Here is a 13699-nt window from a genome sequence, read left to right on the forward strand (position 1 = left end):
GCGGCGGGACGGAAAGGCAGCCCCATGCTGACGCGCCTCAAAGGCGGCCATGTGGTCGATCCGGCGAACGGCATCGACGAGGTTCGGGACATCTTCATCGAGAGCGGCAAGATCGTCGATGCGCCGGCCGAGGCTGCGTCGGCGGACGAGACCGTCGATTGCTCCGGCATGGTGGTGATGGCGGGTGCGATCGACATCCACTCGCACATTGCCGGCGGGCATGTGAATACGGCCCGCCTGCTGCTGCCGGAATGGCATCGAGCCTTCTCCGCGCGGCCGGGCGAGACGGCGCTTTCCAAGGTGGGATGGACCACCGAGGAGACGGGCCTGCGCTATGCCGAAATGGGCTTTACGACGGTGGTCGAGCCAGCCATGGGGCCGCAGGCGGCGCTGCATGCCCATCTGGAGCTCGCCGACATTCCGATCATCGACAAGGCGACGCTGGTCGTCCTCGGCAATGACGACATGCTGATGGCGATGATCCGCGACGGCGAAAGCGACGAGGCGATCGCCGACTATGTTTCGTGGACGGTGGATGCCTCGAAGGCGCTCGGCGTCAAATGCATCAACGCCGGCGGTTCGGCGGCCTTCAAGGAGAACGTCCGCTCCTACGCTTTCGATGCTGAGGTGCCGGATTATGGCGTCTCGTCGAAGCAGATCGTGAAGACGCTGCAGAAGGCGGTGACGGATGCCGGCATCCCCCATCCGCTGCATGTCCACTGCAACAATCTCGGCGTGCCGGGCGCATCGGCGGAGGCGGCGACAGCGACGATCCGGGCTTCGGAGGGCATGCCGCTCCACCTCGCCCATATCCAGTTCTACGGCTACGGCACAGAGGGCAAGCGCGGCTTTTCCTCCAAGGGGCAGGAGCTGGCACGGCTGATCAACGAGAACCCCGACGTCACCGTCGATATCGGCCAGGTGATGTTCGGCCAGACGGTGACGATCTCGTCCGACGAACTCCGCCAGTTCGCGGGTCGCGGGCAGGCGAGCCCCGGCAAGACGATCATCATGGATCAGGAGGCGAACGGCGGCGGCGTCGTGCCGATGAACTACAAGGAAAAGAGCTTCTTCAACGCGATCCAATGGGCGATCGGACTGGAGCTTTTCCTCCTCATTGAGGATCCGTCCCGCGTCTTCTTCACGACCGATCATCCGAACGGCGCGCCCTTCACCACCTATCCCGACATCTTCGCTCTGTTGATGGATAGAAATGTACGGGAGAAATGGATCGAGGCCCTGCCGAAGGGCGTGAAGAAGTGGACCTCGCTCGCTGAGATCGAGCGCGAATATACGCTCGCCGAAATTGCGACGATGACCCGCGCGGCCCCCGCCAAACTTCTCGGCACGAAGGATCGCGGTCATCTCGGTTCGGGCGCAACAGCCGATATCTCGGTCTACCGGCCAGACGATGACAAGGCGAAGATGTTCGGCGCGGCGGCCTATCTCTTCAAGGACGGTACGAAGGTGGTCGAGAACGGCGCGGTCGTTGCCAAGCCTTACGGGCGGGCGCTGACACTCAAGACCCATTCGGACGCCAAGATGGGCTCGCGGCTCGATCGCTATTTCGACGAGGCCTACGGGCTTCAGTCGCGCTGGTTCAAGGTGGAAGGCAGCGCGCTGAGACGCGAGACGCCGTTCCGGGAGGTCCCATGCCTGTCATAGAGCTCGCTGCCACGATCAACGGCGTGCGCATCGACGACGATTTCGCCGAAGCCTTCCCGATGTGCGGCACGGCGATTCAGATCACGGCCATCAACGAGAAATGGGCGCTGGAAGCTGCGACCAAGATGACGGGCTTTGCCACATCGGTCATCGCCTGCGGCTGCGAGGGCGGCATAGACCGTGCGCTTTCGCCGGACGAGACACGCGACGGCCGGCCGGGCGTTCGCGTCCTCTTCTTCGGCTTCGATGCCAAGGGTCTCGAAAAGCAGGTAACGACGCGGCTCGGCCAGTGCATCCTTACCTGTCCGACGGCTGCCTGCTACGCCGATTACGAGTCTGACGAAACCATCGATCTCGGTTCGGCCATCCGCTATTTCGCCGACGGTTTCCAGGTTTCGAAGAAGTTTGCGGGCAAGCATTTCTGGCGCATGCCGGTGATGGAAGGCGAATTCCTCTGCGAGGCGAAGACGGGCTACACGGCTGACGGTGTCGGTGGCGGAAATCTCCTTATCATGGCGCGCGATATCAATGGCGCACTCGCGGCCTCCGAGGCGGCGGTCGAGGCCATGAAGGCGGTGCCCGGCGTCATCATGCCGTTTCCCGGCGGAATCGTCCGCTCCGGTTCGAAGGTCGGTGGCAAGTATGAGGGCATGATGGCCTCCACCAACGACGCCTATTGCCCGACGCTGAAGGGCTCGACCGAAAGCAAGCTCGACGACGACATCGGCTCGGTGCTGGAAATCGTGATCGACGGGATGACGGCGGATGCGGTTTCCGCCGCCATGGCCGCAGGCATCAAGGCGATCACCGATCTCGGGCCCGAAAACGGCGCCTGCCGCATCGGCGCCGGCAATTACGGCGGCGGCCTCGGCCCCCATCATTTCAAGCTGAAGGACCTGTTGCCATGAGCGCGCTCACCTTTCGCCTGAAAGGCGAACCGGACGAGCGGATCGACTGCTCTTCCCTCGTCCCCGACCGGCTGAAATCTCTCGGCGTTTCCGAGATCGAAAAGCTCCCCCTGGGCACGACGAAACGCAAACTCGTCGCGGGCGACGTCTTCGAGATTTCAGGTGACGATGCCGCCGAAATCCGCTTCGAGGGCGGCTCCTCGAGACTGGACCGGATCGGCGAGAAGATGTCGTACGGCATGATCCGCGTCGCCGGTGACGCGGGCTTCCGCGTCGGGCGCGTGATGAGCGGCGGCGATCTTCACGTCGAAGGATCGGTTGGCGATCTCTGCGGCTCCGGCCTCGAAGGCGGCCGAATTCGCGTGAAGGGCGATTGCGGCGCAAGGCTCGGCGGACCGGATGCTGGCGAGATGAAGGGCATGTCCGGCGGCACGATCCGCGTCCACGGCAAGGCCGGCGAGCGTGCTGCCGACCGCATGCGGCGCGGCACGATCCTGATCGACGGTGCCTGCGGCAAGGATGCCGCGAGCCGCATGATCGCCGGCACGCTGATCGTCGGCGGTCGCACGGAAGGCGCACCCGGCCGGCTGATGAAGCGCGGCACGCTCCTCCTCATGGGCGGCGCCGAGCGTTTCACGCCGACCTTCATGGATGCGGGCGTCCACGACCTTCTTTTCCTCCAGTTGATGGCAGACGGGTTGAGGACCACCTTTGGAGACATCCCGTTCGACGGCGCGCCGATGCGCAAGATGAGCGGCGACACGGCGGTGCTGGGGCTCGGCGAGGTCTATCTGCCGGCCTGAGCTTGTTGGAGAGGATGGCGCGCGATGCTTAACCGGCGCGGAGTGGGCCGCCACGCGTTCTGCCGCCAAAGGCGGTACAACCGTCCTACATCAATAGGTTGAAACGCCTTTTTTACCGAGATTGACGATCACGCCGAACGCTAAGAATTGCGCGTCGAACTTGATCTAGTTTCGTCCTCGCTACGAGTTTCGGGAAAGGGCGAGGCATCGCATGGTCATGAACGTCGTTGGGAAGGATGACCCCCAGCCATCGCAGATCATTCGGTTGTCGGACCTGCTCGGTGCACTGTCATTCGCGCTGGATCTGACGGAAGGCCAGCTGGCCGGGCACTGCATTCGCGCCACCTATATCGCGCACCATATCGGGCGGCGTCTCGGCCTGCCGGACCTGCAGCTCTGGGAGCTGTACTATACGGTGATGCTCAAGGATCTCGGCTGTTCGTCAAATGCGGCCCGGATCTGCGAACTCTATCTCTCCGACGACATCGGCTTCAAACAGGATTTCAAGACGCTTGGCACCTCGCTGCCCAAGGTGCTTGGTTTCGTCGTTTCGCACACCGGGCGCAATTCGCCGCTCGGCGAGCGGTTGAAGGCGATCCTCAACATCCTGAAGAACGGTGGGGAGATCGTCGACGAGCTGATCGAGACGCGCTGTCATCGTGGCGCGGAGATCGCGGCCGCCCTTCGCTTCCCCAAGGCCGTCAGCGAGGGCATCCACGCTCTCGATGAGCACTGGAACGGCGAGGGGAGACCCGAGGGCCGTGCGGGTCCCGCGATCCCGCTCTATGCGCGGATCGCGCTCCTGTCGCAGGTTGCAGATGTCTTCCATTCCGCGGCCGGTCCGAAGGCCGCGCTTGCCGAGATCGCGGACCGTGCCGGCCAGTGGTTCGATCCGCACTTGGCCGGGGTCTTTGCCAAGGTCGCCGCCGAGCCCGGCTTCTGGGACGTGTTGAAACGGGACGATCTCGCCGACCGGGTCTCCGAGATGGAGCCCCCGAGCAGCCTCATCCACGTGGACGAGAACTATCTGGACGAGATCGCCCAGGCTTTCGCGAAGGTGATCGATTCCAAGAGCCCTTTCACCTCGGGTCATTCCGAGCGCGTCGCCGTCTATGCCGAGATGACGGCCCGCCAACTGGGCCATTCGGAGGCCGATTGCCGCTGGCTGAAGCGCGCCGCCTTGCTGCACGACATCGGCAAGCTCGGCGTCTCGAATTCGATCCTCGACAAGAACGGCAAGCTGGACGACGAGGAATGGGTCGCGATGCGCGCTCATGCCGAACTCTCCGAGAGTATCCTCGCGCGGGTGCCGATCTTTTCGGAAATGGCACTGATTGGCGGTGCCCACCACGAAAAGCTCGACGGTCGCGGCTATCCGCGCGGCCTGAAGGCTCAGGAGATCAACGAGCGCACGCGGATCGTTTCGGTCGCCGACGTCTTCGATGCGCTGACGACCGACCGCCCCTATCGCGCGGCTATGCCGGTCGAGAAGGCTCTATCGATCATGCGATCCGAGGTCGGCACTTCTTTCGACGGGCGCTGCTTCTCGGCGCTGGAGCAGGCGATCGCCCAAGCGGAAACCGGGCTCGCACGCGCCGCTTGAGATCGCCCGGAGCTCGATGGGCGTTGTCGTTTGTCGCTGACCCCGTCGTTCGACATGCATCGTAGAGCAGGATCAGGACGCGCTGAAGCGCTTGCGGCCAGTCTGCTTTCGCTAACGAAACGAGTGCCTGACGCGCGTTTGAGGGGCCGCAAGCTTTTGCGATCGCCCACTCGTCTCTACCCTGAGAAACCGCCACCGTTCGCGGCGCTTTTCAAAGCCGAAGACAGCATCTCGACGAAGGCCGAGACACGTTTGGGTCTGAGGCGGGCGGAGGGAAATACCGCGTGGATTCCGCCGGTCGGCAAAGTCCAGTCAGGCAGGACGCGGATCAGCCGGCCGGCCGCGATATCGTCCGCGGCAGCAAATTCGGGGAGGACGGCGAGACCTGCGCCCGATAGAGCGGCGGCCTGGACGCCGCGCGTCGTATCGACCGCGAGCCTCGCTTCCACTTCCAGTGACTGCCGCTTTCCCGAGGCATGGGTGAAGTGCCAAGTCGTTGGATCGGGGAGGGCGGTGTTCGCGATGAGGGGAAGGGCCGAAAGGTCTTCCGGCGAAGTCAGCGCTTCTGTTTCCGACCGGAACTTGGATGCGGCGACGAGGAACTGGTCGAAGGCGCCGAGGCGCCTGGCGTGGAGACTGGAATCGGCGAGCCAGCCGACCCGGATCGAGAGATCGATCTCGCCTTCCAGGATGTCGGCGATCCGGTCGTCGAGGCGCAGGTCCGCGGTGCAGCCAGGATAGCGGGCCAGAAAATCGGCGACGACGGGCACGATGACGAGAGAGCCGTAATCGGCGGGCGCCAGGATGCGGAGCGTGCCCCTCGGCTCGGTATTCGACTGCGCCGTCTCAGCAATCGCGTCGCCAGCCTCCCGCAGAACACCGGCGGCGCGTTCATAAAGGAGGCGGCCGGCTTCCGTCGGCTCGACGCGGCGCGTCGTGCGCACGAGAAGCGCCGTTTGAAGGTCCTCTTCGAGACGCGAGACCTGTTGGCTGACCACTGCCTTGGTAATACCCAGCCGGTCTGCGGCGCGGGTGAAGGAGCGCGTCTCGACGACGGCGCTGAAGTAGACGAGGCGGCTCAGGATGCGTGGTTCGACCATGCGCTATTGTTTGCCAATGGCATACGGTTTGTAAAGTTTGTCGATCTTCTTCTGCCGGTTCCGGACTGCCATTTTGGGGCCGTCGCCAGTCGGACCCCGAAGGGTTTCTGGTTGCCGGTGAAAGGACGATGAGAATGACCGACCAGCCCATCAAACTCGACTATTTCTTCGATCCGTTCTGCGGCTGGTGCTATGCGAGTGCGCCTGCGCTGAAGGCTCTCGCGGAAGCCTATCCGGAAGCGCTGGCCATGCATCCGTCAGGCCTATTCGCAGGCGACGGGACGCGGCCGATGGCCTCCATCGCGGATTTTGCCTGGCGCAACGATACGCGCATTTCTCAGCTGACCGGCCAGCCTTTCACAGAGGCCTATCGGGACCAAGTGCTGCGTGCACCGGATGCGATTTTCGACTCCATGCTGGCGACACGGGCGATCGTGGCGCTCGGCGACATCGACGCCAGTCTTGAGCCTTTCGTGCTGAAGGCGCTCCAGACGGCGCGTTATGTGGATGGCAAGGATACGGGAACGGCCGTTGTTGTTGCGACGGTCGCCGCCGAGGTGGCGCGGTCTGACGGCCATACTCTGGACGAGACTGCCTTTGCCGAACAGCTGCTGCATGATGGTGATCTGGCGGCACGTACAGACGCACGCATCGGCGAGACGCAAGCGCACATGCAAAAGCTGTCGCTCACCGGCGTTCCCCAGCTTCTCGTCACCGTCGCGAACCATCGTGAGGTCATTGGTGGCGGCGATCTCTATGGCGGTGGGGCCTCGCTCCATGCGGCCATCGAACGGGTGGCGGCCAAGGCGAAAGTCCACGCGCACTGAACCCCAACACTGAAGGAAATCATCATGAAAATCGCACTCATCGGCGCGTCTGGAAATGCCGGATCGCGCATCCTCGCCGAACTGTCGTCGCGCGGCCACGAGGTGACCGGCATCGCCCGCGATGCCTCGAAGATCGCGGCGCTGCCGGGCGTGACGCCGGTTGCCGTCGATATCGCAGATACCGAAGCTCTGGTTTCGGCACTCAAGGGCCACGACGCGATCGTCAGCGCAGTGCATTTCAGTATGTCGGACCCTGATCAGCTGATCGCGGTCGCAAAGTCATCGGGCGTGAAGCGATATCTCGTCGTCGGCGGAGCGGGAAGCCTCGAGGTTGCGCCCGGTAAAAAGCTCATCGACACGCCTGAGTTTCCGGCGGCCTATAAGGAAGAAGCCGCGGCCGGCGGCGTCTTTCTCGACAAGCTGAGGCAGGAAAAAGAGCTCGATTGGACGTTCCTGTCGCCCTCGGCCATGTTCGTGCCTGGCGAGAGGACCGGCCAGTTCCGGATCGGTCAGGATCAGCTCCTGACCAACGAGAACGGCAGCAGCATCTCTTTCGAAGACTATGCGATCGCGCTGGTCGACGAGATCGAGACGCCGAAGCATTCGCGTCAGCGGTTCACCGTCGGCTATTAGGCTGATCGCCGGGCCGGGAAAAGGAGAAGAGTTCGTCCGCGCCGCGCGTTTCGGATTTTTCCCGACCTGATGAAACCATCGCGAAAAAGCGTTCGTAACTTCCGTAGCAGACCGGATGGGACGGGACGCTGGCGCCGCAGATTCCAGTTCGTGAGCCTGCGGCGTCATGACCTCCTTCCGGCGTCTTGCGATGACGCACCGTTGCGTCACATGAAATGAGTGGGCACCGCGGCCGGCAGGTTCATCGTTTTCGACCTGCCGCGACAAACCGTTCTTGGGAGGAACGTTGAGCGATGATGGTCGATCTCATCCTGACTGTCTGTATGGTGACCAACCCGGAAGCCTGCCGTGAAGAACGCCTGAGTTTCCAGGCACGACAGTCCCTCGCGCAATGCGTGATGCTGTCGGCGCCCTATGTGGCGCAATGGGCCGGCAACCACCCGAACTGGAAAGTGAAGCGGTGGGAATGCGGCTGGCCGGACGAGCGCAAGCAGAAGATCTGATTGCTGCCTCTTTTCGTAGCACGATCTGGCTGACAGACCTGCGGCGTTTTCCCGCTGGAGTGAACGGATCAAGAACGTTATATGCGTTTTATGGCCAAGATCTCGCTGCGCGACAAGCTCGCGATCCTTTCCGATGCCGCGAAATACGACGCGTCATGCGCTTCGTCGGGGGCGCAATCTCGCAATTCGGTGAAGACTGGCGGCATCGGCTCGACCGAGGGGCACGGCATCTGCCATGCCTATGCGCCGGACGGGCGATGCATTTCGCTGCTCAAGATCCTGATGACGAATTTCTGCATCTACGATTGCGCCTATTGCGTGAACCGATCGTCGTCGAATGTGCAGCGGGCGCGGTTTTCGGTTCAGGAAGTCGTCGACCTGACGATGAACTTCTACAAGCGCAATTACATCGAAGGCTTGTTTCTCTCCTCCGGCATCGTGCGGAACTCCGACTACACGATGGAAGAGATGGTACGGATTGCCCGCAAGCTGCGGCTTGAGGAGAATTTTGCGGGCTATATCCATCTGAAGACGATTCCCGACGCAGCGCCGAAACTGATCGAGGAGGCGGGGCTCTTCGCCGACCGGCTGTCGATCAATATCGAACTGCCGACGGATGTAGCGCTCGGTGCCTTCGCGCCGGAGAAGAACCCGCGCGACATCCGCCGCTCAATGGCCCATCTTCGCGAGAAGATCGAGGAGCACAAGGGCGAAAAGCGCGACCGCAGAAAGCCTGAGAAGTTCTCGGCGAGCGGGCAATCCACCCAGATGATCGTCGGCGCAGATGGGGCTGACGACGATGCTATTCTGGGGCGCTCGGAGAACCTTTACGGCAATTACCGGCTAAAGCGCGTCTACTATTCCGCCTTTTCGCCGATCCCGGATTCCTCGGCCAAACTGCCGCTGATGAAGCCGCCCTTGATGCGCGAGCATCGGCTCTACCAGGCCGACTGGCTGATGCGCTTCTATGGCTTCGATCGCGGTGAGATCGTCTCGGGCGGGGAGGGCGGCATGCTCGATCTCGCCATCGATCCGAAGCTCGCCTGGGCGTTGAAAAACCGGGGTCGGTTTCCGGTGGATGTGAACCGGGCGGACCGCGAAATGCTTCTGCGCGTGCCCGGTTTCGGAACGCGTGCGGTGAAGCGCATTCTCTCGACGCGGCGGTTCCGCACGTTGCGGCTCGACGATGTGGCAAAGCTCTGCCAGTCGATCGACAAGGTGCGGCCGTTCATCGTGACGCCCGACTGGTCGCCAGGCGGACTGACCGATAGCATTGGGCTTCGCGAGAGTTTCGTGCCGAGGGCGAAGAAAAGTGCGGCGCAGCTGGAGCTGTTCTGAGCTGCCTTTGATCGTGGGCGTTCTTATCTTGCAAGAGGCCGCCCCCCGTGAAAGAGACCTGCCATGAACACCGAACTGGCAGGCCGACTGACGGACGCGGGACATGAACTCGATGTCCGCATTTATTTCGAAGACACGGATTTTTCCGGCGTTGTCTACCATGCCCGCTATCTGCATTTTCTGGAGCGTGGGAGGTCAGACTTCTTGCGCTTAAAGGGCATTGGTCATCGCGAACTGATGAGCGGTGAGCTCGGCGATCCTATGGCCTTCGCTGTACGCAAGATGGAGATCGAATTCCTGCGGCCCGCGCGGATAGACGACGTTCTTCTCGTGTCGACGCGGACCCGGCAACTTGGTGGCGCGCGCGTGCTTCTCGATCAGACGATCTCGCGAGACGGCGTGGTGCTGATCGAAGCGAATGTGAAAGTCGCCGTCATCTCGCCCGAGGGCAAGCCGATGCGCATGCCGAGTCGCGTTCTCGATGTGCTGGCTCCGGCAGCCACCTGAGAAGAGTCAAGCGAGCGCTGTGCTCACGATGTTCGTATGCAGTCGGAATCGATGGGAAAACGGTGCCTTATCGGTGGAAAATAAACGAAACGTAAAAATCGTGAAAATTTTTATTCAACAATTTCAAATGTTTATATTGAAGCTGGAGTGAAAACGTTATCCACCACTAAATTTCAGGATAGGAGCAAGTTCGAGGTCAGGTTACTCCTTACTCACAGGTTAACGCGGCGGGGGCCGAAGGGGAACAAGACCATGATCGTGATCGTAGACAACCGTGAACTCGTCACTGACGGCTACCAGTCTCTCTTTGCACGTGAGGGCGTGTCTGCAGCTGGATTTAGCTCGGAAGAATTCCAGGACTGGATCTCGACCGCACCTGAAGCTGACCTCTCTGCGGTCGAAGGCTTCCTGCTCGGCGACTTCGACGAGCGAGCTACCTCGACCCGCACGATCCGCTCACGTTCCAAGGCTCCGATGATCGCACTCTCCGAGAGCCGCAATCTCGACAACACGCTCGATCTCTTCGCCGCCGGTATCGACGACGTCGTCGCCAAGCCGGTCCATGTGAAGGAAATCCTCGCCCGGGTCGGCGCCATCCGCCGCCGCGAGAGCAGCGAAGCCGCCAAGACCGTCACCGGCGAGATCGCCATCTATCAGGACGGCCGTGACGCCGAAGTCGCCGGCAAGCCGCTCGCGCTGCCGCGCCGCGAGCGCCGCATTCTCGAATATCTGGTCGCCAACAAGGGCCGCCGCGTTTCCAAGCAGCAGCTGTTTTCCGCAATCTACGGCATCTTCGACGAGAACGTTGAGGAGAACGTCATCGAGAGCCATATCTCCAAGCTTCGCAAGAAGCTGAAGATGCGCCTCGGCTACGATCCGGTCTCCTCCAAGCGCTATCTCGGCTACGGCATCGGCGTCGAATAAGCTCTCAGTTACTTATAAGCCTGAACGTAAAAGGGCCGTCGCGATGATCGCGGCGGCCCTTTTGCGTTGAGGTGATACCGCGTTTCCGCCGGCATCGACCGCCGATAGCCGATAACTCTCAGGCCAGCACAAGCTTCACCATCTACGACTGGGTCGAACGGGCAATGCCGGGAGATCAGGTCATGAGACAGGCTGCAAAAACGGCGGGGAGGCGTCCTTTACGGCTGTCCTCGCCCTCGATGAACGGCGCCCTTCCTCATCTCGTCCGGTCTCGTCCGACCAAGACGATCATCTGCGATTGCGGACCCAGCCGGCCGGCTCACCGGTTCGCTGCCCGCGCCGCCCTCACAGAATAGAAGCACCTCGCGATGTCACTTCTTTCGGTTTTCAATAGCGCGCGTTCTTCGCTCGCGGTCACGAGCCAGCAGTCGGCGCTCGTTGCGCGCAACGTCGCCAATGCGGATGATCCGACCGCCACGCGGAAATATGCCAACCAGACCTATGAGCGCGTCGGTGCGGTCGACATCAGGTCGATTTCCCAGTCCAGCGATCCAGCGCTCTATCGCAGTCTCATCAGCGCCCAGGCGAGCCTCGGAACGAACGAGACACTGTCCGAGGCGCTCGACCGCGTGCGTGATGTGATCGGTGATGTCGACGCGTCGACTTCGCCATCCGCTTCGATCGCGGCCCTCAAGGATGCGCTCACCGAACTCGCCACGTCGCCGGAAAATTCGCATCTCCAGCGCGCTGCCGTGGATGCCGCGCGCAATCTGACGACGAACATCAACAACGCGACCAAGTCCGTCCAGACCATGCGGGCCGATGCCGATCACGAACTGGAGCTCGGCGCGAAACGGCTGAACGAGCTTCTTGCCGATCTGGAAAAGGTCAATTCACGCGTTGTCGCCGGGACGCAGGCCGGCCTGGACGTCACCGACGAGGCGGATCAGCGCGACCGGATCGTATCGGAAATTTCGGAATATGTCGGGGTCTCGGTCCGGTTTCGGGCGCACAACGACATGGTCCTGTCGACCGACTCCGGTATCGTGATGTTCGAGACACGGGCGCGGAGTGTCGAATTCACCAGCACGAAGGCCTTCGACCCCTCGGTTCGGATCGATAGTGCGACTCCAGGCAAGCGGCCGGGCGAATTCAAGATCGACGGGGTGAGCATCGGTGCATCGAGCACGATGGCCGTGCGCGAGGGCTCGCTCGTCGCTGCACTTCAGTTGCGCGACGAGGTCGGTGTCGAATTCCAGGAGCGGCTCGACGAGACCGCTAACACGCTGATCAACGAGACATTCGCCGAGAACGGCGCACCTGGCCTCTTCGAACGGACGGGTCCCGCGACGATCTCGATCGCGGCGAGTGTCGACTATCGTAACGGCGGTAATCCGAAACTCCTGCGCGACGGCGGGATCAACGGTAGCCCTTCCTTCAATCCGGCGAACGAGGCAGGCTATGCCGATCGTCTGAACCAGCTCGTGGCCAGGTTCAACGATCAACATACCTTCTCGACGGGCGACAGCGGTACGCTCGGCAGCTTCACGGCGGGATCCATGGCTTGGTTCGAAAACAACCGGGCGATGGCGAGTGAGGATGCCTCCTATCAATCCGTCATGGTCACCCGCGCACGCGACGCGCTCTCGAACAAGACCGGCATCAATCTCGATGACGAGATGAGCCGCCTCCTGGAGCTCGAGCGGACTTACCAGGCCTCGACCAAGCTCGTTCAGACCGTCGGTGATCTTCTCGATCGCCTGCTGGCCCTCCGCTAATTTCGAAAGGCTGAATCCATGTCGAATTTCCTCGTCTCCAGCCTGTCTCTTACGGGAGCGCCGCGAGCCACCATTTCTCGTGTTCAACAGGAACTTACGATCGCTCAAACAGAGGTCGCCACGGGCCGCTTTGCCGATGTTGGCAAGAATCTCGGTATTTCCGTTGGGCGAACCATCACGATGCGGGCAGAGCTTTCCAATATGGAAAAGCTCACGACCAACAACAAAGCTGTCGCACAGCGGTTCGAAACCATGCAGGCTGTGATGGGCACGATCGCAGATACGGGTGAGAGCCTGCTGGCCACACTGATTTCGGGATCCAACACGGATGCCGGATCGCGAACCAATCAGCGGTCCGCCACTGCCAATATCGGCCAGATCGTCAGTGGGCTGAATGGGTATTTTGGTTCCCGTTACCTCTTCTCGGGCGCAAAGACAGATACCACACCGATGAAGACAGCACTCGTCGACGATTTCGCTTCATCGGCGGCTTCAACAGCGGTGGATACGGCCTGGACGAACTACGTTAATGCCAATGCCGGCGGCGACTCCTCCCTGCTGACTCCCGCCCAAATGGAAGACTTCCTCACGAACGATTTCGACGCTCTCTTCCAGACTCCGAACTGGGAGGCCAATTGGTCGGATGCTTCCGACAACCAGGCCACGAGCCGGATCGGCGAGAACGACTTCATCCAGAGCTCGCTTTCGGCCAATGACGAAAGCTTCCGCAACATCATCAAATCTTACGTCATGCTGTCCAAGTTCAGCGGCGAAAATCTCGATCTCGAAACGCGTCAGGTTCTCACAAGCACCTCCATTGAAACTCTCTCGAATGGCCTCGCTGAGCTGACGGACCTGCGCTCCGAAATCGGCCTTCTCGAAGAACGTGTCAGCATGGCTAACGAGGGCTTGAAGACGCAGAGCGCGGTGCTGGAGATCGCGATAGGAAAGGAAGAAGAGGTCGATGTTTATGAAGCCAAGATTCGGATCGACAGTCTGATGAACACGCTGGAGATGTCTTACTCCCTTACGGCGCGTATCTCACGGATGAGCCTGCTCAACTTCCTTTAATTCTAACGCGGGTATGATCCCGCGTCCGAGATCAAGCGC

At 61.6% G+C, this 13699-nt stretch carries 13 protein-coding genes; 12 read left to right on the top strand and 1 reads right to left on the bottom strand.

The features are described from left to right. Positions 1–24 precede the first annotated feature (24 nt). From ABRA89_RS12200 to ABRA89_RS12215, 4 genes are all read left to right on the top strand, one after another. Positions 25–1665: a formylmethanofuran dehydrogenase subunit A gene (locus ABRA89_RS12200; RefSeq protein ID WP_349941755.1), complete on the top strand. Its 1641-nt coding sequence runs from the start codon at positions 25–27 to the stop codon at positions 1663–1665. Then, positions 1653–2573: a formylmethanofuran--tetrahydromethanopterin N-formyltransferase gene (gene fhcD / locus ABRA89_RS12205; RefSeq protein WP_349941756.1), complete on the top strand. Its 921-nt coding sequence runs from the start codon at positions 1653–1655 to the stop codon at positions 2571–2573. Before ABRA89_RS12200 ends, fhcD begins: the two co-directional genes overlap by 13 nt. Then, on the top strand, positions 2570–3376 hold the full coding sequence (locus ABRA89_RS12210; RefSeq protein ID WP_349941757.1) for a formylmethanofuran dehydrogenase subunit C: 807 nt from the start codon (positions 2570–2572) through the stop codon (positions 3374–3376). The genes fhcD and ABRA89_RS12210 overlap by 4 nt, the downstream gene beginning before the upstream one ends. Positions 3377–3587: 211 nt before the next feature. Beyond that, positions 3588–4979 carry an HD-GYP domain-containing protein gene (locus ABRA89_RS12215; protein WP_463671289.1) on the top strand — a complete coding sequence of 464 codons (1392 nt, stop codon included), beginning with the start codon at positions 3588–3590 and terminating at the stop codon, positions 4977–4979. A 176-nt stretch (positions 4980–5155) separates the two neighbouring features. On the opposite strand, the gene ABRA89_RS12220 is transcribed toward ABRA89_RS12215, so the two are convergent. After that, positions 5156–6079: a LysR family transcriptional regulator gene (locus ABRA89_RS12220; protein ID WP_349941758.1), complete on the bottom strand. Its 924-nt coding sequence runs from the start codon at positions 6077–6079 to the stop codon at positions 5156–5158. A gap of 134 nt (positions 6080–6213) precedes the next feature. Here ABRA89_RS12220 and ABRA89_RS12225 point away from each other — a divergent pair, with 134 nt between their 5' ends. The 8 genes from ABRA89_RS12225 to ABRA89_RS12260 all read left to right on the top strand — a co-directional run bounded on the left by ABRA89_RS12225 (position 6214) and on the right by ABRA89_RS12260 (position 13660). Then, positions 6214–6906 carry a DsbA family protein gene (locus ABRA89_RS12225; RefSeq protein ID WP_349941759.1) on the top strand — a complete coding sequence of 231 codons (693 nt, stop codon included), beginning with the start codon at positions 6214–6216 and terminating at the stop codon, positions 6904–6906. A gap of 24 nt (positions 6907–6930) precedes the next feature. Next, entirely contained in the window at positions 6931–7539 is a 609-nt protein-coding gene (locus ABRA89_RS12230) for an NAD(P)-dependent oxidoreductase (RefSeq protein WP_349941760.1), read from the top strand. Positions 7540–7832: 293 nt separating this feature from the next. Then, positions 7833–8042, top strand: coding sequence for a hypothetical protein (locus ABRA89_RS12235; RefSeq protein ID WP_349941761.1), 210 nt, complete (start codon positions 7833–7835; stop codon positions 8040–8042). Between the two features lie 90 nt (positions 8043–8132). Further along, positions 8133–9380 carry a putative DNA modification/repair radical SAM protein gene (locus ABRA89_RS12240; protein WP_349941762.1) on the top strand — a complete coding sequence of 416 codons (1248 nt, stop codon included), beginning with the start codon at positions 8133–8135 and terminating at the stop codon, positions 9378–9380. A 63-nt stretch (positions 9381–9443) separates the two neighbouring features. After that, positions 9444–9887, top strand: a complete 444-nt coding sequence (gene ybgC / locus ABRA89_RS12245; protein WP_349941763.1) for a tol-pal system-associated acyl-CoA thioesterase — start codon at positions 9444–9446, stop codon at positions 9885–9887. A gap of 252 nt (positions 9888–10139) precedes the next feature. Beyond that, complete coding sequence (locus ABRA89_RS12250; RefSeq protein ID WP_349941764.1) at positions 10140–10811, top strand: response regulator transcription factor; 672 nt, start codon at positions 10140–10142, stop codon at positions 10809–10811. A 368-nt stretch (positions 10812–11179) separates the two neighbouring features. Continuing rightward, the gene (flgK, locus tag ABRA89_RS12255; RefSeq protein WP_349941765.1) at positions 11180–12589 is read left to right on the top strand and encodes a flagellar hook-associated protein FlgK; all 1410 of its coding nucleotides are present in this window, start codon (positions 11180–11182) and stop codon (positions 12587–12589) included. 18 nt (positions 12590–12607) lie between these two features. Beyond that, a complete protein-coding gene (locus tag ABRA89_RS12260) occupies positions 12608–13660 on the top strand; it encodes a flagellar hook-associated family protein (protein WP_349941767.1) in 1053 nt (350 codons plus the stop codon). Positions 13661–13699 lie beyond the last annotated feature (39 nt).

This window comes from Fulvimarina thalattae (assembly GCF_040239565.1).
In the GTDB taxonomy this organism is placed as follows: domain Bacteria; phylum Pseudomonadota; class Alphaproteobacteria; order Rhizobiales; family Rhizobiaceae; genus Fulvimarina.